General features: G+C 38.0%; 23 protein-coding genes and 2 pseudogenes. All 25 read right to left on the bottom strand.

The window, feature by feature from the left end; translation table 11 throughout:
• Positions 1–65: 65 nt before the first annotated feature.
• The 25 genes and pseudogenes from Ana3638_RS22225 to Ana3638_RS22340 all read right to left on the bottom strand — a co-directional run bounded on the left by Ana3638_RS22225 (position 66) and on the right by Ana3638_RS22340 (position 23,734).
• Entirely contained in the window at positions 66–548 is a 483-nt protein-coding gene (locus Ana3638_RS22225; protein ID WP_161839980.1) for an NUDIX hydrolase, read from the bottom strand.
• Positions 549–609: 61 nt separating this feature from the next.
• On the bottom strand, positions 610–1,314 hold the full coding sequence (locus Ana3638_RS22230; RefSeq protein WP_161839981.1) for an HAD family hydrolase: 705 nt from the start codon (positions 1,312–1,314) through the stop codon (positions 610–612).
• Complete coding sequence (locus Ana3638_RS22235) at positions 1,304–2,158, bottom strand: aminoglycoside 6-adenylyltransferase (protein WP_161839982.1); 855 nt, start codon at positions 2,156–2,158, stop codon at positions 1,304–1,306. Before Ana3638_RS22235 ends, Ana3638_RS22230 begins: the two co-directional genes overlap by 11 nt.
• A gap of 27 nt (positions 2,159–2,185) precedes the next feature.
• Positions 2,186–2,644, bottom strand: coding sequence for a DUF1284 domain-containing protein (locus Ana3638_RS22240; protein ID WP_161839983.1), 459 nt, complete (start codon positions 2,642–2,644; stop codon positions 2,186–2,188).
• Positions 2,645–2,648: 4 nt separating this feature from the next.
• Positions 2,649–3,113, bottom strand: coding sequence for a GNAT family N-acetyltransferase (locus Ana3638_RS22245; protein WP_161839984.1), 465 nt, complete (start codon positions 3,111–3,113; stop codon positions 2,649–2,651).
• 107 nt (positions 3,114–3,220) lie between these two features.
• A complete protein-coding gene (locus Ana3638_RS22250; protein ID WP_161839985.1) occupies positions 3,221–5,242 on the bottom strand; it encodes a beta-galactosidase in 2,022 nt (673 codons plus the stop codon).
• 158 nt (positions 5,243–5,400) lie between these two features.
• Positions 5,401–5,922 (bottom strand): annotated as a pseudogene (locus Ana3638_RS22255) (RNA-guided endonuclease InsQ/TnpB family protein); the annotation flags it as partial.
• A 110-nt stretch (positions 5,923–6,032) separates the two neighbouring features.
• The gene (locus Ana3638_RS25510) at positions 6,033–6,554 is read right to left on the bottom strand and encodes a beta-galactosidase trimerization domain-containing protein (protein ID WP_246240515.1); all 522 of its coding nucleotides are present in this window, start codon (positions 6,552–6,554) and stop codon (positions 6,033–6,035) included.
• Positions 6,548–8,083: a beta-galactosidase gene (locus Ana3638_RS22260; RefSeq protein ID WP_246240517.1), complete on the bottom strand. Its 1,536-nt coding sequence runs from the start codon at positions 8,081–8,083 to the stop codon at positions 6,548–6,550. Before Ana3638_RS22260 ends, Ana3638_RS25510 begins: the two co-directional genes overlap by 7 nt.
• A gap of 107 nt (positions 8,084–8,190) precedes the next feature.
• The gene (locus Ana3638_RS22265; RefSeq protein WP_161839986.1) at positions 8,191–9,075 is read right to left on the bottom strand and encodes a carbohydrate ABC transporter permease; all 885 of its coding nucleotides are present in this window, start codon (positions 9,073–9,075) and stop codon (positions 8,191–8,193) included.
• Positions 9,072–10,019: a carbohydrate ABC transporter permease gene (locus Ana3638_RS22270; RefSeq protein ID WP_161839987.1), complete on the bottom strand. Its 948-nt coding sequence runs from the start codon at positions 10,017–10,019 to the stop codon at positions 9,072–9,074. The genes Ana3638_RS22265 and Ana3638_RS22270 overlap by 4 nt, the downstream gene beginning before the upstream one ends.
• A 139-nt stretch (positions 10,020–10,158) precedes the next feature.
• A complete protein-coding gene (locus Ana3638_RS25845) occupies positions 10,159–10,629 on the bottom strand; it encodes an extracellular solute-binding protein (protein WP_202621528.1) in 471 nt (156 codons plus the stop codon).
• Complete coding sequence (locus tag Ana3638_RS25850) at positions 10,599–11,519, bottom strand: ABC transporter substrate-binding protein (RefSeq protein ID WP_202621529.1); 921 nt, start codon at positions 11,517–11,519, stop codon at positions 10,599–10,601. The genes Ana3638_RS25845 and Ana3638_RS25850 overlap by 31 nt, the downstream gene beginning before the upstream one ends.
• An 81-nt stretch (positions 11,520–11,600) precedes the next feature.
• Entirely contained in the window at positions 11,601–12,674 is a 1,074-nt protein-coding gene (locus Ana3638_RS22280; RefSeq protein ID WP_161839988.1) for a LacI family DNA-binding transcriptional regulator, read from the bottom strand.
• Between the two features lie 374 nt (positions 12,675–13,048).
• Positions 13,049–13,792 carry a class I SAM-dependent methyltransferase gene (locus Ana3638_RS22285; RefSeq protein WP_161839989.1) on the bottom strand — a complete coding sequence of 248 codons (744 nt, stop codon included), beginning with the start codon at positions 13,790–13,792 and terminating at the stop codon, positions 13,049–13,051.
• Between the two features lie 101 nt (positions 13,793–13,893).
• Complete coding sequence (locus Ana3638_RS22290; protein WP_161839990.1) at positions 13,894–15,147, bottom strand: MFS transporter; 1,254 nt, start codon at positions 15,145–15,147, stop codon at positions 13,894–13,896.
• Positions 15,148–15,491: 344 nt separating this feature from the next.
• A complete protein-coding gene (locus Ana3638_RS22295) occupies positions 15,492–17,201 on the bottom strand; it encodes a GMC family oxidoreductase N-terminal domain-containing protein (RefSeq protein WP_161839991.1) in 1,710 nt (569 codons plus the stop codon).
• Between the two features lie 89 nt (positions 17,202–17,290).
• Positions 17,291–17,929 (bottom strand): hypothetical protein, encoded by a 639-nt coding sequence (locus tag Ana3638_RS22300; protein WP_161839992.1) that lies wholly within the window; start codon positions 17,927–17,929, stop codon positions 17,291–17,293.
• A gap of 307 nt (positions 17,930–18,236) precedes the next feature.
• Positions 18,237–18,395: a hypothetical protein gene (locus tag Ana3638_RS22305; RefSeq protein ID WP_161839993.1), complete on the bottom strand. Its 159-nt coding sequence runs from the start codon at positions 18,393–18,395 to the stop codon at positions 18,237–18,239.
• 112 nt (positions 18,396–18,507) lie between these two features.
• Entirely contained in the window at positions 18,508–19,983 is a 1,476-nt protein-coding gene (locus tag Ana3638_RS22310; protein WP_161839994.1) for a protein adenylyltransferase SelO, read from the bottom strand.
• A gap of 197 nt (positions 19,984–20,180) precedes the next feature.
• A pseudogene (locus Ana3638_RS27180) lies at positions 20,181–20,881 on the bottom strand (hypothetical protein).
• 66 nt (positions 20,882–20,947) lie between these two features.
• A complete protein-coding gene (locus Ana3638_RS22325; protein ID WP_161839997.1) occupies positions 20,948–21,448 on the bottom strand; it encodes a GNAT family N-acetyltransferase in 501 nt (166 codons plus the stop codon).
• 20 nt (positions 21,449–21,468) lie between these two features.
• Positions 21,469–22,230: an SDR family NAD(P)-dependent oxidoreductase gene (locus Ana3638_RS22330; RefSeq protein WP_161839998.1), complete on the bottom strand. Its 762-nt coding sequence runs from the start codon at positions 22,228–22,230 to the stop codon at positions 21,469–21,471.
• 254 nt (positions 22,231–22,484) lie between these two features.
• Positions 22,485–23,537: a stalk domain-containing protein gene (locus tag Ana3638_RS22335; RefSeq protein WP_161839999.1), complete on the bottom strand. Its 1,053-nt coding sequence runs from the start codon at positions 23,535–23,537 to the stop codon at positions 22,485–22,487.
• Complete coding sequence (locus tag Ana3638_RS22340) at positions 23,534–23,734, bottom strand: hypothetical protein (protein ID WP_161840000.1); 201 nt, start codon at positions 23,732–23,734, stop codon at positions 23,534–23,536. Before Ana3638_RS22340 ends, Ana3638_RS22335 begins: the two co-directional genes overlap by 4 nt.
• Positions 23,735–23,980: the final 246 nt, after the last annotated feature.

Consider the following 23,980-nt stretch of genomic DNA (forward strand, 5'->3'; position numbering starts at 1 on the left):
TAGAACCCTGTATGAAGTGAGCTACTCATTTCGAGATTATCATGATTAATGATCTGAATACATGATTAGATACATCTGGATGACAAAATTTTAAATTCCGGTTGGGTTACATACGAGCTATAAAATACTTTTCCATCAAAATCAAGAATATTCTTAAATCTCAGTAATCCAGCCGGTGATGTGATATATTCCAAAACTTTCTCTTTAGGAACCCAAATTACCTCACTTGTTTCATTAGAGGTTGTTAATTCACCCTCTTCATAATCACAAATAAAATCAAAGATCACTTTCGTTGGAACCGGTGTGATACCATCATAATATATATTTTGTCCTACATTTGAATATACTCCGCTAAGACATCTGACAGATGCTTTTACCCCGCTTTCCTCCATTATTTCACGCAACACACCCTCTTCAAGGTTCTCACCTACTTCAATTTGACCTCCGGTACAATCCCAACCCCTGTTATGAGTTTTTACAATAAGTATATTACCTTTTTTGTCAAATACAAATCCCCCTGCTGCTACTATATGTGTTGGCCATCCCATAATAATTCCTCCCTTATAATCACTAGCCAGGCAATTGCCTAAATCACTAATCATTAAATTATTATAATATATTCAATAGTTCCGACAATTCATCAATTCTGTAATCTTCATTAAATGGAATTGAAATTGGAAGATTTACATTGTCTGGATTTATCCAAACACAATCCATTCCAATTTGCTTGGAGCATAATACATCCAGAGGTTGGTCTCCGACATAAAGACATTTATTAGCTTCCAACTGAAGTTCGTCAAGAATAATTTGCATAATACGTATATTAGGTTTTGCCACGCCTACAACTTCGGATATTATGATTGATTCAAAGTATGCTGCCAGACCGCTCTCTTTTAAGTATTCCATCAACCAGGTATAATGATTTGATACAATCCCTAAACGATAGTTACATTTAAGAATGTTTAAAACATCAAATACACCAGTAATTATTTTCATTTCCTGTTTAGGAATTTCGACTTTGTTTAATGTTTTCATGTGACTTTTTATACTGTCTTTATTATTTGTAATACATAACAGGGCAGTTTCATCTAATAATTTTATTAGTTCTTCCTCTGATATAGATGGGCTTCCACATTGTTCCTTGTGCGTCTGTCTACCAATCGCCCAATTCACTTCTTTTGAAATTTCTTTTGCTTTTTTATCAGATATTTGATAACCCAAACCTCTTAACCTATCTCCATAGATTTGAGCATAGTTGGGACTATATTCAATTAAGGTATCACTTACATCAAATATTACGGCATCATATTTCAAAATGGCTCATCCTTTCTATTTCCAGCCATTCCGTTGCATACTTATCACAAACGGCAGGATATTGATAATTCCACTTATTTGCAGTCTCAACGGATAATTTTCGAAATAAAACCATGGTTGCATTCAAAGCTCTGATAATATCTTTTTCCGAATAAATTGCATAAATATTATGGAACTCATTTACAACCCAGGGTTCTGCCCATTGTTCTATAAACCTTCCATTATGCCATGTATCGTAATCTTCACCATGTGAAGCATAGGAATCATATTCTATCATTTTTAGCAATATTGCTTTCATATAACCATCAATGCAGTTTATTGCTACCCAGAGCTCACCCCGTTTCACTTTTTTCCCGGCCCATATAACGTGGAACCAGAATTCATTGATAAGGTTTTCAAATTCTTTTTCTGACGGTTTGGAAAATACTTTTAATGATTTTGCTGCCCTCTGGATTATATTTGTAAAATTGCCTTTATCCAGAAGTATTTTGTAAGCTCTGGAAACAATCTCCGATACTTCATCGATTCTACTGAGATCTTCTGCATTTAAAAATATAAGATCCACATCCAGCGCACTCTCAAAAACAATTCGTCTTTCCATACCTCCGGCAACCGTCTTCTCAACAAATGATATGTAATGTGTTCCAAGGTAGTTTATCCATTCATCTGAATTAATAAAATAATCTATATCAGTAACAAATACAATAATATCAATATCCGAATATTCATCGGCAAGGTTAAATTGCCTTGCCTGGGAACCAATGAGAACTTCTGCTTTAATGAGCTCAGATGTTTGTCCGTATTTTATTAAATTGTTCATTATATTTTCATATCTAATGTTCAAATGAATATGCCGCCTTTCTCTTATAAACTATAACATTCCTAAGTACTTTTTTGCTCCGATACAAAAGGTATCGTAACGAATTTGCTTTGAGGAGTCGCTTTCTTCTTTCCAGACATCAAAGATATGCTCTTTTTCCAAATATAGAATTTTACAATATTCAAAAGCTGTTAACTGATCTTTTTCTACGACCTTAGTATAACTCATAATACGATGATCTAAAGTCTTATTCCATTCATCTTTTGAATTAACACCGGGTATGTGATCTATACTGTCGGTACATATACCATCCTCATTAATGTATATACAAGGTCCACATATGTCATCTTTTCCCGATGTTAATTGAATTTTGATTTCATGATTATTCATTAATTCATTTGCAACGGAGTAAAAATTATGCTTATACTTTTTATCAGGAACGAATTTTTCAATCCCCTTACCGTATAATTTAATTACGTCCAAAAAGTGGTGCGGTTTGATTGTAATCATTAAATCACCTCATTTTTTTCATCTTCTTTTCAAACACTACTAATTTAACCGGTCCTTCGTTAAATTCCTTAACAATGTTATAACCCATCTTTTTATAAAAATAATGATTTCTCACCTTATCAGCAGGTGTCTCTAACGTCCAGAGGTTGGCATCCGGGAACTCCTGTTCAATAAACTGAATGGCACTCTGCCCTATTCCTTTATTTTCATAATCCGGTATCACACAAAGGCAGCTAAGATAATATGTATTATCTCGATTATCTCTAATGCTAATATTGCCTACAACCTGGTTATTACAGATTATTTTATAGGAAATTTTATGTAAAATTGATTCCATCATTTGTTTTTTTGTAATATTATATCCAGGACATACACCATATTTTATATAGTCTTCGTAAAAGCACCGGTTTCGAATTTGAATCAATGTTTCCGCATCATCAATCGTTACTCTTTCAAATTTAATCTCCATTCTCTGCCTCCTTATTCGGAACATAACAATACTATATCACTTTTGACAAAAATTAGCAAAGGCTATTGACTTTGAATTGTTTTTCAAAGCCAATAGCCCTATTTACTTTAATTTTCTTCAATAATACATAAATTCCAAGGTTTAATCGTTAAGACGTCCCCTTCCTTTACTTCAATATTTGTAAACAACTCCTGACCGTTCTTATGGAAATAACAAACCTTTTGATCTTCTCTGGAATAATTCAAATAATAAATAACTTTTTTTCTTTTTGTATTGGTACCTTTACGGATAATAACAGGGAAGTTAATTTCCTGGTCCGGACTCCATATTCCTGTTTCTTTTAAAACCTTGGCAAACAGTTCTTTTAAATAAGCCGTACTGGTTTTACACCCAATATACACTGCCCAACCTTTGCCGTAAAAATTACTGGTCACAGCAGCATATTTGCCCCAGTTATAATGATCATAACTGGAAATCACCTCAGCCCCCTGTGGTTTTAGCAGTTCCATAAATAGTTCCGCTTTTCGTTCTTCCTCGGATACCGGAAAGGCGTCCCCTTTTAATCCAACATCAATCGGAAAAGTAAACTGATTATAAGTAACACCCATACATTGATTTAAGATTCCCGGCTGTTCTTCTGACCAGACCTTAACATTCTCATTGGCAAATGCGGTTTTAAAGGTGGCAACCAGGCAGCCTCCATTTTCTACATATTGGTTTAATCGTTCCAGAACTCCCCTGTCAATGGCATACAGGGCCGGTATAACAATCATTTGATAAGGGGAAAGATTCTTATCGTCTGCGGATATAAAATCACATTCCACATTCATTTCGTATAAAGCATCATAAATCCACCTTACGATATCATTATAATTTCTTCCGGTTATTTCCCTGGCTCCGGCTTCTATTTTAAACCAGTTCAGCGCAGATAATGCTTCGTTGCTTACCATAATGGCTACAGCATTACTTTTCTTAAGATGAATCAGATGGTCACTCAGTGCTGCAAATTCCCGCCCTATGGTTACAGCCTCCAGATAAGTATCATTTTCCTTAAAGTCATGGCTTAATAACCCTTTCCAATACGTCTCAAAGGAATTATGAATGGAATGCCAATGCCAGTACATAACCGAATCCGCACCGGATGCCAGGTGGCTGAAAGCCTGCAGTCTAAGCTGGCCCTCATATGGAACCCAGCCGGGGAACCCCTGTGCCTGGGTTTCCAGGATAAAGTAATTATTCTTTTTCGTTGACCGGATTAAATCTCCGCCAAATGCAATTTCTTTCCCGGTTAAGAAATCCTGGGTAGGATGATAAATATCACAGCCGGATATGGTTAAAGCTTTTGCTGCCTTAAAATGATCCAGGTTGGGCTGAACACCAAAAGACTGATTCCGCCACTCATAATCGAAATTATGAGTTATAAATTGATCTTCTCTTTTATATTCATTTACAATACCCGCCTGCCAGGTTATAAATTCTTCTACTAAGCCACGCTGAAACTTTTCAAATTCACATCCCAGGCTTCCGTTAATCGTCCCCCTCACATCCGGGAAATCCTCCCAGGCATTAATCCGGTTACTCCAGTAATCCAAACCGAATTCATGATTAAAAGCGTTAATATCATCCTCAAATTTAGTCCTGATATATTTTACAAAGGCTTGTTGAACATTTTCTGAGGAAGTACCGTAGTGTTTTGTTTCATTATCCAGCTGATATCCTATCACACATTTTTTGTGGCTGGTTTCTTCCATTAACTTACGTATTATCCGTTCTGCATAATACCGGTAGGCAGAATTGGTAATGTCCATAATCTGTCTGGCACCATATAGACGCCTGCCTGTACGGTCCGTAACCATAATATCCGGATAAGCTTTGGCTAACCAGGTTGGAATGGCATAGGTTGGTGTGCCGATGATCACATCAATACCTGCTTCCTCCATAGCATCCAGTACTCTTTTTACGGAACTAAAATCAAAAATTCCATCCTGCGGTTCATGGGTGCTCCAGGTAGATTCAGCGATACGTACCACATTAATCCCCGCGGTTTTCATCATTTTTATATCTTCTTCTAATCTTTCATATGGCATATATTCGTCATAATATGCCGCTCCATATAATAACTTATTCAATTCATCCTGCTACTCAAAATATGGACAAATATACACATATTGAGAATATTCCTGCTTCGACCTATCTGTCCTCGCTTATCTGCTACTAACATTTGATATGATAGTCCACAGGCGTAAATTCCCGACTAAGCCATCGGTACATATCTATAATAGCTTACCTATGCTATTTTATAGATTTTTGCATCTCTTAAATTAAGACTTGCATTGTAATCTCTATCTTCTATGTAACCACATTCACATACATAAATTCGATCTGATAATTTTAAATCGGAATTTATTCTTCCACATTTATGACACCGTTTACTGCTGGGATAGAACCTGTCTACAATTCTTAATTCAATTCCGAGCCGTTTGCACTTATTTCCCAATTTACTTCTGAATTCATAAAATTTCTGCCCGGCTACAGCTTTTGAAAGATGCTTATTCTTCATCATGCCTTTCACATTCAGATCCTCGATTGTAATATATTTTGGTTTGGTTTTTACCAGTTCAATTACAAATTGATTGATATAATCTGTCCTGATATTATCAAGTGTATGATGAAGTTTTTGTACCGTTTTAACTTGTTTTTGGATATTTTGTCCGGTAGCTTCTCCTTTCTTTGGTTTATTTCTTTGTTTTAAGCTTTCATATTTCCTTGAAAGCTTTCTCTGCTCTCTTTTATACTTTTTTGAAAGTTTCGAATGTACATACTAACCGCCATGTTATTTCCAACGCGCCTCATGTTTGCGCCGAGGATTTCGCAGGCACAAACATGTGTGTGAATTATGCCTTTCAATAATTCACACTATCATCCTATTTCATAAACCCTGGTTCCATATGGCTCAATTTCTATTTCACCTGTTTCTTCTATATCCTCATATAAGTTTTTAAGGGTTTGCTGTAACAAAATCGTGACAGGTTTCTTTGAATAATTAAGTACGAAAAGATATTTCTTTCCGTTTTTACTTCTAACTGCAATTTCACACTCATCGGGAGCTTCAATTATTTTCTTATATGGAGAAGCGATTCCTAAAACCTCTATAAAAACTTTCGCAGTTTCTTCCGTAAATGCTCCGCCAAAATAATAAACTTTACCCTTACCGTACCTGTTTTCAATTAATCCGGGACAACCTTTATAATAACTGGATATATAGGTTCCTACTGTTTTGGCATCTGCTCCCAAAGGCTGCAACAAATCATTAAATACTGCTGCTTCTACTTTGACTCCGTCCCAGTCTATATATACTTTACCCTCATCCGGAGCGATAAAAGAATACTCTGTGACATCAACTCCTGTCAAAGGCTGTAATAATCCCGGTAATTTTAACATGACACATTTACCGGTCTCATCCTTATATCCGGTACGGCATCCAAAAACGAGACATCCCCGTTAGCTGCATACGCTTCCAATAATTTTACTTTTTGTTCTGTTAATATGGTAGCATGAGGATAAAATAATACCGGGTATTTTGCTAGCTCCTGAACCGTAGTATTATCTCTCAAATAAATATAATCCATAGGGGTATGGGTAAGCTGGGAGGCTTTGAATATACTTTCCTGACTTAATTTCTCAACACTTTTATGCCAGACATCAAGCTGTGAATCCCAGATATTATCGTAATCTTTAATAACACCAAAGGCAGGTTCATAAACAGAACCGGCTATATCCTTTAGTTTATTCATTTTATCGTGTATTTCTTTTACTTCCCTTAACCGTCTGTTATCACGATTCGAATAATCCAGTATTCCGTGCCAGTATATCTCTGTTCCCATGGTACAGGTTCTCCATCTGAAATAACTGATGTAATCCGCACCGTGAGCAACACTCTGCATGGTCCATAAGGTCATCTGTCCCGGTCTTGGTGTTGGTGCTTCCATAGCGGTATTCCAGCCATTTGCACCGGACTGCTGTTCCATAATACCAAAAACAGGGGAAATGGAACGGACTTCCGTTAAATTCCTGCTCCACTTTCTATCATTTAAATCCGTACTGTGTTCGGGATCCGTTCCTATGCAATAAGCAAAGTTAGGATAGGAATCATACATTATAAAATCCAGGCTTTCTTCCGTCAAACGGTGATTATCCAGGTTTCCAAATAAACCGTTGGTTGTTACAAAATCTCCCTTTTTTATGTACTTTTTAATAATGTCACTTTGTATTCTGGCAAACCTGCAGGCACTGTCGGAAATAAATCTGGTATAATCCAGTACTTCGTGAGGATTAGTCGCATTGCTTATGGTTGTTCTTGGAACAAATATTTCTTCCCATGCAGTATAGGTCTGATTCCAGAAAGCAGTTCCCCAGGCTTGATTTAAAGCTTCCAGCGTCTGATATTTCTTTCTAAGAAATTCACGGAATGCAAAGGTATCACTTTCGGAATAAAATTCATTTTTCTCACAGTTAAGTTCATTGTCTATCTGCCACCCTATGATACTTTGATGGGGTGCGTAATGTTCCGCAATTTTCTCAACAATTCTTTTTGTTAACTCCTGATAGGTTTCTGAATTATAGTTGTAATGTCTTCTGGCACCATGTCGGTACAATACTCCGTCCATCGTTGCATTTAAACATTCCGGATATTTCGTGGTAAGCCAGGCCGGCGGGGTTGCCGTAGGCGTACCAAATATTACTTTCATTCCGGTTTCTTTTGCAATTTCCAAAAATTCATCAAAGAATTCAAAGGTAAAATTACCTTCCGTCGGTTCAACTTTACTCCAGGCAAACTCCGCTATACGGATGGTTTCAATACCGTTCTCCAGCATCCGGAGCAAATCTTCCCTCCATAAACTTTTATCCCAGTGTTCCGGATAATAGCAGGTACCAAGAGATATTCTGTCTGCTTTTAAAGATTTATTCATTATAACGTGACTTCCTTTCTTGTCTTTTAGGTATGGGCATTGGGTTCCGATTAAGTACACTGTTATCAGCACCCAGGCCATACTGCTTATTAAATTATATGTACATCCTATTCTTTAATTGCACCTGCTGTTAAACCGGACATAAAGAACTTGGATGCACTTAAGAATGCAATTAACAGCGGCAGGACCGCACAGGTACTTGCAAGCATCATGGCACCATAGTCAGTACCGCGGTCACTGACCATTGTTTTTAGCAATAACGGTAATGTCTGCAATTCATCCTTACGAAGGATCATTAAGGGCTGCATAAAGTCATTCCATACGTTAACGAACTGCATGATTCCAAGGGATGCATAAGCTGGTAATAGTACCGGAGCTATGACACGGAAAAAGATAGTCCATTCACTGCATCCGTCAATTCTTGCCGCTTCCATCAGGGAGGTGGGTACATTGTTCTGGCAATACTGGCGCATCCAGAAGATACCAAAAGCATTGGCGCAGCCTGGAATAATCAAAGCTTTAAAATCGTTGATCCATCCGAATCTGGACATCATAATAAACCAGGGAATAATACCGGCGGTCCAGGGAATCATCATGGTTGCCAAAAGAATGGCAAATAATTTCTTTCTTCCGGGAAAATCATATACTGCAAACGCATACCCGCCCATGGAGCAGAATAATAAAACCAATGTAGTATAGGATATGGTAATTATACAGCTGTTTAAGAAAGCCCGGGGAATATTTACGGCTGCTGCCATATTCGTAAAGTTCTCACCTAAGCTCTGCCCAAACCAGACAGCCGGCGGAAAAGAATAAATTTCATTGGTAGTATGGGTTGACATAACAAACATCATATAAAAAGGAATCAGCATAATTAATGCAATACAGCCTAATATAAAATACGTGGAGAATTTCCTGCCGCCCGGAATAAATTTAGCGATTGCAATTAATACAACAACGGTAATTAAAATAAGAATCAGTAATGTAATCATTTAATTTTCCTCCTTTTTACCGTGTCTTTTTCATCCGTAACTCTGTAAACACCAATAGAAATTAATATAATCATCATGGTTATGACATAAGCTACGGCAGAGGCGTATCCATATGCCGTACCGCCCTGAGGTGCTTTATTTAATAAATACATCATCAAGGTCAGACCACCGTTATTCTGGCCGCCGGTCCAGCTGGAATTGGTTAAAATAAACGGTTCCGTAAACAGGTTAAACATACCGATACTGGATTGGATGATGGTAAATACGATAATCGGCTTAAGCAGCGGAGCCGAAATATTAAAAAATACCCTGAAATGGCTTGCACCATCGATTTTGGCAGCTTCATATATATCATTGCTGATACCCTGCATACCTGCCAGATAAATAACCATGTTCCAGCCAATCCATTTCCATGCGAACATGACAATTACCGCAACTTTAATTAATGAGCCGTTACCACCAAGCCAGTTGATAGGCTCTTCTCCAAAGAAGCTTAAGATATAATTAATTAGCCCGTAATTGTTTCCGAATAAATTCTGGAAGATGATTGTAATCGCAACAGAACTGGTAACCATAGGCATAAAATAAATGGTTTTAAATATATTCTCACCTTTTACGATTTTGGAATTTAATACATAGGCGAGTGCCAGGCCGCCTAAAAGAATGGGGATATGGGCGATAATACCAATAATAAGTGTATTGCTGAGGGCTTTCCAAAATAAGGTATCTTTAAATAGATTAATATAATTGTCAATACCGATAAAATGCATGGCGGATAATCCGTCCCACCTGAAAAAACTGATATAAAAGCCTGCTGCGATTGGAAATATACCAAAGATTGCAAATAGAATATAAAAAGGTGCTATATAAGCATAAGCAACTTTATACCGCTTAATTTCTGCCCATCTGTTATGTTTTGCCCCAACTGTTTTTACTTTTGCCATAGGATATATCCTCCTCTATTCAGATAAGGCTGCTGCAAAAGCTAAGAGTTAAAATTTGCGGGAGAATATTTCAGACGCAATTTAAATCATTATAAACTTTTGCAACAGCCGTATAAGCTCAAAAACAATGAGCTATCTATTATTTATCCCATAGTCCGGCGTCTTTGAGCACCTGGATCTGCTGTTGTTTTACTTCAGCCGTAGCTTTCTCAATATCAGAAGCTACCAGGTCACGAATCTGCTCTGCACTAAGCCCCTGTTCCAATCCTGCATTTACCGAACTATAGATACATCCCTCCGCTGTGGTATCCATCATTGTTGTATTTACAGGCTGTAATTCGCTTGCGATTTTCGCCCAAAGTGCTTTTGTCTTTTCACCGCCAAAGTAGGGATCTTCTGCATCATAAATTGTTTTATCATCCCATGCAGGTTTATATGCCGGATAATAATCCACTGCCTTAAACATGTCATTTTGTCCTTTTGCAGTTGCCAGCATATATTTAATAAAAGCCCATGCAGCCTCTTTGTTCTCACTTTGTTTCGGAATAACCAGGAAAGAACCGCCCCAGTTGGAACTCTTTACAGCCCCGGTAAAGTAGTAACTGCCCAATGTCCTGCACCATCAGGATCTATATCGGTTTTTAAGAAACCTCCGAACCAGGCTCCGGTAAATACGGAAGCACAGGTTCCGGCCGCATATCCTGCATAAGCCTCGCTGCTCCACATATCTACATTCATATCCCATTTGTTCTGTCTCATTTTTATGACCGCATTAAGGCAATCCAAATCTCCGTCACGTTGGATTTGCAGATTTAAATCTTTATCATAATAGTCACGGTTACAGAATAATTCAAAATACAGATAGGAAGCATCCGGAATAAGCCATCTCTTTCCAGGAATATTAACTGCCTCAGCTACTTTTAAGACACCGTCCCAGGTGCTCATTAATTTAGCTACTTCATCCGGATCGGTAGGCAGGCCGACTTCCTTAAATACATCGGTGCGGTAGAAATAACTGCATGGACCGATATCCCAGGGAATAGCTACCAGTCTGCTGCCGTCGGCAGAATATGTCTGATTCCATTTATAAGCAACAAAATCATCTTTTAATTCTCCTGCATTATAGGGTTCCTCCAAAAGATTTGTTAATGCGGAGGAATCTCTGTATTGCGCTATGTAAGCTCCCTCAACCATTGCTACATCGGGGGCATCGCTGCCTGCTGCCAAAGCAGTCTGTAATGCCTGATGATGGCTGGTGGTATCGGTAAATTGTAATTCTACTTTAACATCCGGATATTGTTCATTAAATCCAGCCATGGCAGCTTTAAAAGCATCGTCACCGGATGGCCAGCCTCCAACGGTTATTTTACCAGAAACCTTGCCATCAGCTGCACCACTTGTACTTTTACTGTCCGAACTTTTACATGCGGTTAAAGATGATATTACTAATACAATTGTAAATAGTATTGCCGTGATTCTTTTCATGTTATTTTTTTTCATAATTTTCTCCCATCTCCCGTTAAAACGGGCAAATTCGTTAAGGAACGCGAATATGCTTTTTCCTACCTTTGTAAGTTACCGTTATGTAATATTCCCCCGAATATTCTTTACACTTTCACCCGGCATGATTTTAACAGGTAAGTGAATAACCCGTTTCACTTTTTTCCCCTCCAGCATATCTAACAAAACCTCTGTGCATTTACCGCCCTGCTTTTTCGCAGATAAGTCCACTGTAGTCATAAGAGGGGAAGTATACCTTCTTGCAAAAGTACCGTCAAATCCCATAACAGAGACATCTTCGGGTACCCTTACTCCCATCCTTTTGAATTGATTGCAGACTCCAAAAGCAAATACATCATTAAAACAAAGAATTGCCGTAGCATCTAATTTTCGCTCCAAAAATAGTTGTGCAGCCACCTCTCCTTTCCCGTAAAAGCTCTCTTCCACCGTAAAGTTATTCCCAGTCTGCTCCTCTATAAATCGAAGGAGGCGTTCATCCTCACCCATATCTTTTTTATGTATTCCCAAAACATACCTTTTTATATTTTCTTTCAATAAAGGTCTTAATTCTTCCAGATAACCATACATTCTGGCATTGGCTGAATTAAACTCATACGGTATTCCCAGCGCTATTTTTTCATGTCCGTTATCCCTCAGATATTGGATGGCAATCTTTGTCGCTTTGTACATATCAATTTCTACCCTGGGAGCGGCTTTGGAAAAACAGACCGGATTACCGTAACTGGCTGTTACAACCGGCAAAAAGTAATTTTTCCCGGAGGATTCCAGATACCACTGTGCCGCATTTTCATTTGGCATAATAATTCCGTCAATCATTGTTTCTTTGATACTTTCAAAATCCAGTGAACCATTGAACACAACCATGTACCCGCGTTCTTTCGCCGTCTCCATCATACCCTGATACATTTCAATATTGAATGAATTCTGTAAATCTTTGCAATAAAATAATATCTGCTTGGTTCTTCGCTTCTGTAAGGACATAGCCACAGGATGCGGATAGTATCCCAACTCTTCAGCAATTTTTAAAATTTTTTCTTTTTTGTCTTTGTCAACATAGCCACTATTGTTCAGTGCTCTGGAAACTACTGAAACAGATACGCCGGCCCGGTTTGCAATATCTTTTCTGGTAGCCATATTTCCTCCTATACTACTTGTGATTGTCTTTGCTTTAACATAGACATTTTGACTATAAAATGCGCATTTTTTTATCAATATTGTAGTAATTGATGTGTTTTATGATTTTATAATAATACATTTGAATATTATGTGCAATTCTCTTATATGTGGTCGCGTGTCCATGTGTTATATTGCACATTGATGTCGAAAAACTAATTTAATTTGGCTCTTATTTTGTTATAGATAGATTTATATGCTGCTTATACTCGGGTTGGATAGAAAAAAGTTGCTGTAAGATAGATCAACCTTTTTACTGGTCATATATTGTCTATTTTACAGCAACCCTAACGATTTTAATTTATTTAAGTGTATTGAAAATTATATTTATTATTTTAAATTACCTGCTTTTTTTTTGCTGAAATCAATAACATCATAGGTCTTCTAAGTTCATCCATCATTTCTGCAGAAGTATTTAATAACTTTTCCTCCGGTTTTGGTTCCACAATACCGATTATCTCAAATCCTGCTTTAATAAGTGTGTTCAAGTAGGATGATAGTGTCTTATGATACTTAATTACTTCCTCACCTAAAAAAACAGCTTTACGATCCCCCTCTTCAAAGTACCTGTCCACCGGCCAATGGAGGCGATTGCCCTGATTATCATAGTACCAATCCTGGGAACCGTTTGCGGTAAAAACAGGATGTTCCACCGAAAATACAAAATCTCCGCCTAAGGTCAGAAATTTATTAATTTTGTCCGCAATATTCTCAAATGATTGAATATAATGAAAAGCCAGAGAACTAATGACAACCTCGAAGGAATCCGGTTCGAATTCTATGTCTTCCATAGGCAGGCAAATATACTGTATTTTTTCGGAACCTGTTTTACTCTTTGCCTCATCTAACATCTTCTGTGAAATGTCAATTCCAATTACTGACTCAGCTCCCTTTTCAATTGCGTATCTGCAATGCCACCCAAAACCACAGCCTAAATCCAAAACTCTTTTGTTTGTAAAATCAGGCATCATCTTTCTTAGTTCATGCCATTCTCCGGCAGCCTGAAGTCCATATTTGGATCGATCCATGTTACTGTATTTATTAAAAAAAACAGGATCATCATATTTATTTTCTTTCATTTCTGCACCTTCCCTTTGGAATTATTTCAGTAGAAAATATTTTATAACAATACGAAGAAATCATTCAAGATAAAATATATTTCTGTATTATTTAAGGAAATCTAATTTTGGGATATGCTTCTCATCTTTTCCGCCATTTCTTTTTCCTTATCCGGTTGTACACGATATGCCACAAATAGATTCCCTAAAGAAAATGCTGCTGCCATAAAGAAAACCCACTGACTGCCCCACCTAGTCCATATAACTCCGCCGGCTAAAGCTGCTATAATGGAAACTACATGATCTAAACTGATTCCCATAGACAAAGTAGAGGTTACTTCATCCGGATTCCATGCAATTGAACGCAGATAGATTGAATTAACCATACCAATCTGCATGGACAGCCTATCCGATATAAACAGCAGATAGATAAACCAGACAGCCAATCCATGGTCAGGGAGTTTTCCTGATAAAATGCCCCAAACCACAAAGCCATATATAATGTAGACCCCAATAAATGTAAGCGCATCAAAATACATCATTTTCTTAATACCAAATTGATCCATCCATTTTCCCAATAGATTGTAAAAAAATATGGATATAAATCCGACCACTATGGTAAGTAAAGCAAGCGTATCGGCTTTCTTTGATAATAAGTCTACAATTACCCAGGTACCATATACAAACGCTATCTGCTTCTGCACGCCATGAAGAATGGTAAGCAGATAATAGTATCGGTATTGTTTTCTAAGAACCAGCTTATTCTTTTTTGGAGCCGTTTTCGGCGGTTTTACATGGCTGATCATAACTGCGGACATAGCAGCCGCACAAAGGAATGCAACCCCGGCAATAAGAAACATTAGTTTAACGGGAGATTCAAAAGTAAAGAATCCTGTACGGAATCCAAAAAATACAAGCAAAGCGGCAATTAAATTAAATCCTGCCCTTACACTGGAGAACTGACCCATACGAACCCCTATCTTGTCAGGTTCTGCAAGGGACATCCCGATTGCGTCCTGAAGAGGCATAAATAAATGCATACCCAAGGAGTTAATAAATAGAAAAATCAACATGATACCAAAAGCAGGAGTGAATACACCCAAAACTGTCACACCTGTCAATGCTAAGATCTGTGCAATAAAGGCCACTCTTAAATCCCCCAGAAAGCCTATGAAACCAATAACGATAGCACACAATAATCCCGGCAGCTCACGGGGAAATTCAATAAAACCCCTTTGAAATGCAGTAACATGATACACTTCTTTAAAATAATTCGAATAAACCCCGTCACTTAAACCATTGGCAAAGGCCACTGCCGAAATCAGTATAAAAAACATCAGGATTTCCGTATGTTTCTGTAAGATTCTCTTTTTCATAAAACGTATTTCCTTTCCGATATGTACAGATTTTATTTTATGTATATTTCCGAAACACTAATAACCTGATTTTACCATAACACCAATATAATTCATAGATTTTTTGAAATAAAAATTCATTTATATTAACTCATGGAAAATCCCATTATAATAAACCGGAAGAAACATGCTTTGCGAGTTTCTTCGGTTCGCGTGCGCGTTCGAATTATTGTAAGCAAGCTTACTAATTCTCACTTTGCTTTCGCGGAAATCAAAACGGACAAGTTCCCATCAACTCCCTAAAAAATAAACCGCAAACCGGAATTATTTACAGTCTGCGGTTCAATGCCATAATATTAAGAATATTATGAACTAAAATACTTTTCAATTATTTTTTCTGCGGTACGTGTTGCTAATGCCTGGGTGGTAAGCGTGGGATTGGGCCCGCCCAAACCATTAAATAATACGCTGTTATCCGCTATATATAGTCTTTTAACCTGATTTGCTTCGCAATTTGTATCCGTCACATAGCCTATACGCATGGTACTTTGAATGTGAATAAAGATTCCCGGCGGCCAATCGGAACGTATTACTGTTTTTGCACCGGCTTTTCTCATAATATCTGTTGCTATAACAGCCAGTTGATCCCGTTTTTCCATATCACTCTTACTTGGCTGGTAATTAATTACCGGTATGTATCCATTTTCATCTTTTAATTCCGGATCTAAAGTAATGGAATTACTTTTATTAACATCATCATCCGTAAATATCAAAACACTTAATGTCCTCCGGTAATCCCTCATAAATTCTTTCAACTGTTCACCAACCACCCGTCCTTCCACATCCCAGGGTTTCTGTGGATATTTCTTATTTAAAATATGATATCCTTTATCGCTGGTTCCATATAGCATAGCAGAATATAATCCCGGGCTCAAACCGTATGTTTCTATTACACCAAGTCCCGGATAATCAAACCTGGCTGCGGCATTTTGACCAACATAAGGTTTAATATCGGATACTCCCAGCTGATCCATTAAAACCTGCTCTTCAAAAATACCGGCTAAGCAATCAAACCAATGGTTAATCAAACCTTTACCAACCCATTCGTTTTCCGGTAATCCGGAATTCAGCCAAAGTCTGGGAGTTTCAACAGCTCCTGCTGCCATTATAATTACATCCGCGCTTAACTGCCCCACCTCACCGGACCAGGTATCCCGGTATAATACGCCAACAGTATGTAATCCCTCTGTGGCATCTTCTGCCGTTAGTATTTTTGTAACAAATGTATTGGGCCTGACTTCAACATTACCGGTACGAAGACCACGCGGTATGTAACTTACTAATGTAGATCTTTTGGCTACCCCATCTACCGTAGGCCCTATATGGCATCCATTTATGCAATGTCCCCTAAGTGTACAGCCTACAGAAGTATTCGTTTGAAAATTAAAATCCGGGTCACTTAATGAGGGATTTGGACGTAAAATTGCATTTGGCTGAGGCCGGTATCCAGGACCGGTCAAATTCGGTGTATCAAGGAGCTGCCATCCGGCTTTTCTGACACCTATATAGAACAATTCTTCTTTTGCCGTAACTGGCGCCGGCCTGACAGGCAGTGTCTGCTCTACTCTTTCATAATAAGGAATTAATTCTTCATAAGAAATAGGCCATATATTATTAACAGACTGAGGGTAGGCACGGGGTGAATTGGCCCAATAATGGAGCGTAGTACCTCCTACTCCCGAATTTTGCCAGGTATAACCTCCGGTAGTTATATTTCTCAGCCAGGCTCCTTGCTCCCTGTTTGCAGGCCCCCAGCGGAATTTACCCGTAACAAAATCGTTCATATCATCTTCTAAATCCGTAAAGCATTCTTTTAAGATTTCAATACTCAAATCATCTGCACTTGTGCTGCTTACCCCACCCGGTTCGGCATTAGGCTTCGGCCATTTTTTATTACCGTACCACGGTCCTGCCTCCAGTAACAGTACTTTGATTCCTTTCTCACCAAGTTCCTTTGCGGCAACTGCTCCGCCTCCTCCTGCTCCTATAACAATAACATCTGCATCCTTATCCATATTAACTCCTACCTACCCCATTATCTCTAAGCATGTAATCGGGTATTCTTTCATAATTAAATGATATCCAAACCTATCAGTTACTACGGTTAAAAGACCTGCGATACCTGTGTATACTCATTTCTTAAGGCACGATACCCAAGGGATGGACCCGGATAACCTACCTGTTCCCAACTTAGGGGATAAAACTCTAATTTACGGTTATCCGGAGATTCCAAACGGGTTGAACCGTAACCTGACCACTCCGAATAATATCCCATCATGGTATATCTGCTTAAGTCGCCGGTTATGGTCAAAGCTAATCCTGAATTACCTTTAAAAGGTTTCGGTAAATCTAAGATATAAACCTTAAGCTGCTCCAATAGAGTTAAAGCGCGGAACCGGTCTATTGGTGCAAGGGCAGCAAAGGTTCCTCCCACCGGGAATCTGGCAAAATCCAGCAATCTTGTGTTCCCACCGTTAAATACCAGCTGGTCCGCTGCCAAATCCAGCATTAATGCAGTAGGTTCTGCCAAAGGGATAGAATAGAAATTCAGTGTATATACCATATACTCATCTATATGTAAATTCAGGGCTCCATAATATTGTATTTTACCATACTCTTCGGCAAGTCCGGGTGTCCGCGGAATAATAGCATCTACCAATGCTTTAAATGTATCCAGGGTATATTGAAGTGAGTAATAGTTTTGATCTTTTCCAGTTCTATCATTTGACACAGAATGTCCCATGCATTATCCCACCTGTCTTAATTTTATCGACTATTAGAATTAATATGATATTTCTTGTTGATTTATTACAAATAAATAATTCTCATTTATGGAACAATATCCTGTGCAACAAAGAATGCCGATATATTTGGTTTTATTTCAAAGAGGGTTGTTGAAAAATGATTCAACAACCCTCTTTGATAGTAATCATAATGTTATTTTAAAAGCTTAAAATATTTATAATCCGTTAAATCTTCTGATTTATTACTTCTTTGACCGTATCAGACACTGTCTGATACTCAAAAACTTAGGGATATGAATAACTTTATTATTCCGTTTGGTCATCTTTCATATCATTCCCTTTACCATATTCATTATCATATTCACTGCTGAATCTATCGTCATATTCTTCTCTATAACTATCTCCGAATCTTCTTCCGCCAAAATGCCTGTGACTGCTGAACCTGTCATGCAGATGTTTGATCATTTCCTCATCAAATGGGGAACGGCCATGCGGACCCCTTCTTCTGAATTCCCTATCATCTTCACCAAATTGCTGCTCCAGGTTCCCTTTGTTATGATTTTTTCCAATGTTTCAATTAAGTTCCGCAAAATGTTCTGTACGGACAGGCTGATTTCTCGGGGAGTTTTGCGTACTCTGCCTGTTTTGTTGTATGGGCGTAAGGATGGGACAGTACCTGTAAAAGCCGTTCCATTACACTGAAATCACCATCGTCCACAGCTGCTTTCAGCGCCTCTTCTACACGATGATTACGGGGAATCAGTGCTGGATTGGAATTAGACATTAATTTTCTTACGGCTTCTTCGGATTCATTCTGGCGGTTTAACCTTACCTTCCATTGCTTTATCCAATCAGAAAATTCCGAGCTGTCAAATAAAGGTGAACCAAAATAATTACCAAAAGTTAATGCCAGAAACGTATTACTATAATCTGCTTCATATTTTTTCATCAAGTTTAAAAGTTCCTGTATCAGATCTTTATCCTGTTCTTCTTCTGTAATTAATCCGACTTTAGCTCTCATCCCGGCAAACCAGTTATCAGTATAAAGTTTCATATATTCTGTGATTGCATTCTGTGCCATATTAACTGCTTCTTCTTCCTTCTCATGAAGAAGCGGCAAAATAGTTTCAGCGAACCGGCAGAGGTTCCATTCTCCGATTTTCGGCTGATTTCCATAAGCATATCTTCCTCTGGTGTCAATGGAACTAAATACCGTCGCAGGATCGTAAGTATCCATAAACGCACAAGGCCCGTAATCTATGGTTTCACCGCTGATAGCCATGTTGTCGGTATTCATTACACCGTGGATAAATCCAACCAGCTGCCATTTTGCAATTAGAACAGCTTGGGATTTTATTACTTCCTTAAGCAGGTGAAGATAAGGATTTGGAGAATTCATATTTTCCCGGAAATGCCTTTTGATAGTATAGTCTGCTAAAGACTTCAGTTCCTTTAAAGTACCCCAATGTGCTGCATATTGAAAGGTTGCAACACGAATATGACTGGCAGCAACACGGGTTAATACTGCACCGGGAAGTTTTGTTTCCCGGATGACTGCTTCACCTGTTGTTACAACTGCTAAACTTCGTGTAGTAGGAATCCCAAGAGCATACATAGCTTCACTTATTATATATTCCCTTAACATAGGACCAAGTGCAGCCCGTCCGTCACCTCCTCTTGAATAGGGAGTTGGTCCGGAGCCTTTTAATTGAATATCAACCCGGTTTCCCTTGGGTGTAATTTGTTCACCGAGAAGCAGGGCTCGTCCATCACCTAACATATTAAAATAACCAAATTGATGTCCGGCATAAGCCTGAGCTAAAGGTTCAGAACCCTCCGGTAGTTTATTGCCGGCAAATACCGCAGCACCGCCGTCCTTTTGCAGTGCGTCAGCATGCAACCCCAATTCCTCTGCCAGAGATTGATTTAAAAAAACCAGCTTTGGTGATTGTACCGGGGTTGGATTAAGTTTTGAAAAAAATGTTTCAGGTAATTCCGCATAACTATTATCTAAATTCCATCCATATGGATTCGTTTCATTTTTCAATGTCATAATAAACTCCGTTTCTCTATGATTAAATAGTAAGAGACTTAAATTTAGAGGTATTCTTAGTGTTTACTGCTGACAATTTATTATTCTATATGAAGTTAGGATAAAAATAAAAGCTGATGCGGATTAACCTTAATCGAAGTAATAAATACCTTTCTTTTATAAATTCCAACAATTTTAAATCCTGTTCCTATTGGGCATTATCTTTTTAATATCTCAAATCTACGCTTTCCTACCTGCTGTTTTTCTAAACGTTTAAATTTTTCATTGGTATTTTTTTGTGATTTATCCATACAAATCCCAATTACCGTTTCATTATTGCAAATCTGATATAAACTGTCTAATAACAGATCTACGTTTCCGTTATCGGCTCCCTCCCAGGAAACGATATCTCCATAAGGCACATCCGTTATAATGATATCCGGTGTTTTACTTAAAGTAAGGCTTTCGAAAGCATTCGCTGTAAAAACGCGGGTTATAATATTGCTGCTTTCAATCCTCTTATGAAGCCTTATGGCACTTTGTACTGCCTCTTCATGAGATTCTTTCCCGTATAATCCGGCTAATTCTTTTATCTGTTCCATACGTTTATTAAGTCCGTCTGCATGCAATAATTCCAGGTTGTTTTTGCTTTAGTTACTGCATCCGGATTAATATCACTTCCAGTTATTTCTGATATAATATCTGCATTCATAAATCCTAAAATGGTAAGCATATATCCACCGCCGCAACAGCAATCGTATATACCTATGTCATTTTTTTTATTCGAATACTCCAGACACCGTCCAAAAATCTCCTGAGCAAGTCTTGCAGGGAAATTAGTAATTCCTTTATAATTATATATAACTCTTCCACTGGCGAAATCTTCAAAATTTTTGTTATTACTGTATCGATATTCCATAAATACCTCAATTCGTTAAAAAATTATCTGGTACAGGTAAAGGCTTAATCATCTATATAAATCAGATTATTTGTTTCCGATTCGTTTAATCATATATAAACTGCCGCCGCTGTCTACTGCAATCTTGTAATCTTCACTTTCATACAAATGTATTGCGGCAGGATTATCTTTAAAAACGTTCAATCCTAATACCTTATAACCCTTATCTTTAGCTTCCTTTTCAAAAAACTGAAGAATCTTTCTTCCATAACCTTTGCCTCTTTCAGCTTCATCCAGCCGGATGTCAGCTATAAACGCCACATCTTCGTCCAATATATTCTGTATTAGGTACCAGAAAATACCGACCCTTATTCCATCTGCTTCCACTATATAAAGACAGTTTTTTTCCGTATTCTTGCCGTTCTCAGGTGTAAGGGATTCAAATGTCTTTGAAGCTTCCTCCACCGCTGTATCCTCAGAAACTCTTCCTGCTGTTACTATCTCTTTTGCATATTCTTTTATTGAAGTTTTCTTATATTCCCCAAACTCTTCTTCTTTCATTTCCCTTGTTGTTATCGTAACTCCCATTTGTTATACCCCTCATTCAATTAGATTGCCGGCATTACCCTGCCGCCGCATACCGGTATATAAGCTCCTGTCGTAAAAGCAGCCAGGTCAGATGCAAGAAAGCACACCATGTTGGCAATATCCTGGTCCGTTCCACGGTGTCCCAGCGGTACCGTCCTGTCATAATCCGGCTGTACTTCCGTGTGCTCCTTACGGGCTCTGTCACTGATCGTCCAACCTGGTGCCACCTGATTTACCGTTATATTATACTTACCTATCTCTTTTGCGAGACAGCGAACGATACCATCCAATCCTCTCTTTCCCGCAACATATGCGGCACTGCCGGCATCTGAAAGAGCAGCACACTCCGTATTCATCACAACAATCCTGCCATATTGCTGTTCAATTAAATGTGGTACAAACGCCTGATTCATATATATATTATGCATCACACAACTTTCAAACTGACTGAAGAAATCTGCAGGGTCCTGTTCCAGGATATTTTTCCAGGTGTACTGTATTACGGCATTATTTATAATGATATCCGGCTTGCCAAACTGCTCATATACTTTATCCCGCATATCATAAATACTTTGTTCCTTCGTGATATCAGCCTGAAAAACACCGGATTTTTTTCCCATTGCTTTAAGTTCTGCGGCTAACTCTTCCGCCTTTTCTGAATTCTTATGATAATGGATGGCAACATCAGCACCACACTGGGCTAATGTACGTACTATACAACGCCCTAATTGACCGGAACCACCTGTTACAATTGCTTTTTTTCCCTTTAGATTAATTTCCATGGAAACCTCCTTTATATCTGCCTTTAGTACCAGCTTCACTCTGAATTTAGTTAAAGATAATTATTAATCATTATAACACTAATGTAAAAATTTACAATTACTTCTATTCTTAAAAATAACTGACCTGAAAGACAAATTCACGTATTAGGATACACCAAAAACCGGCCGTCCTGGAAATGATCCCTGACTGCCGGTTAAAACAATTGTCTATTTATAATTATCGAAGTAGGATTAAAGATATTTTAAGATGACTGTTATTTCGTTAGGGTTACCGGTATGTTCTGTATGCCGGAAAATTCCGCCAATTTATTTCCAGACTTATCAATAAGTATTGGTCCGGCTGCTACGTTTAAATAAAGCTCAGAACTTCCAAAACCTGCCAATCCCTCTCTGTCAGCTGATCCTAATGTAATGGTAAGTCTTGAATCACTGCTTACCACACCAACCGAGCCGGTTCCCCAAACATTACTTAGCTGATAGGTTTTATTAAGGGCTGAGTCATAAAGAGATATCTTTGTAACATCTACCTTATCGTTTACCTCACCCGCACCGGTTACATTAACAACGATTGAGCTGCCGGAGACAACATAATTTGCTGAAGTAATTCCGGTTAGTGTAGGTATAATATAATCTACTTTTAATGTAGGGTTTTTAACCTCACTGGTTACTGCCTGTTGGTCTGCATTATACAGTTTTACGGAAACCTTGCCGCCTTCTGGTATAAGTGCCTTTAATTCTTCATTGGTAGGAGTTCCATCGGATGTAGTAAATGTAACTGTAGTATCTGCAGCTTCAATCGTATTATCAACCGCTACTAATTTAGAACCTACATATAATTCTGCCTTACCGCCAACAGCCTGCCCTGCAATGATATCTGCAGCTGCGGTCATATAAAGAGTTGTACTGTTTAATGTATTTGCCGCCACATTTAACCCTACCGGCATTATTTTAATATCTGTTGGCAAGTCGAGGCCAGGAATTTCCGTAGCAACATCATCACCTTTTACATTCACTCTGACACCAAGTTTATTTGCTATGTACTTAATCAGAACTGTCATTTTCTTGTCATTTTTGGCAGTGAAAATTCCTGAATTCGTATCAGCTGCTCCGTTTACCATAACTGTTTTATCCTCAAAGTTAATTACAATTACAGTAGTGCCTTTGGTTACGGTAAGAACGGCTGTATCTTTGTTAAAGTCAACTGCTGCTCCCATACCCTGTGTGACTGGTTTGATAGGCAGCTTATATTTGCCGTATTTAATTACCGGTGAAGCCGATATCTTAAAATTTTGTTTCTTTTCTTTCACCTTGACATTCTTTTTGTTGTTTTCTGTTTTTTCGTCGTCTTCTGCTGTTTCGCTGTTTTCTGTTGTTTCGTTGTTTTCTGCTGTTCCGTTACCGTTTTTTTGCTTTGCTCTGTGACTGGTTTTTGCTTTGCAAATGCTACGGAAGTAGATGAGAATAATAAAGTTGCCGTGATTACATAACATAAAATCTTTTTCATGTAATACTCCTTTCTTTAGTCAAATTATAACAAGTACTTTTAGATAAAAAATTCCCTGTTATTATTAATTTCGATACTAATATCTAATTTTTTGGGGTATGTATTAAATTTTTATTCAACATTTTTAATTACTTAATAAATTCAAGGTCAAAACGCCAAATTAAAAAGCAAGCTTGCTAATTCTCACTTTGCTTTCGCGGAAATGAAAAAGGGCGCTGCATTTAGTGCTACAGCCCCTTTTACTTC

Source organism: Anaerocolumna sedimenticola, assembly GCF_009931695.1.
Classification (GTDB): Bacteria; Bacillota; Clostridia; order Lachnospirales; family Lachnospiraceae; genus Anaerocolumna; species Anaerocolumna sedimenticola.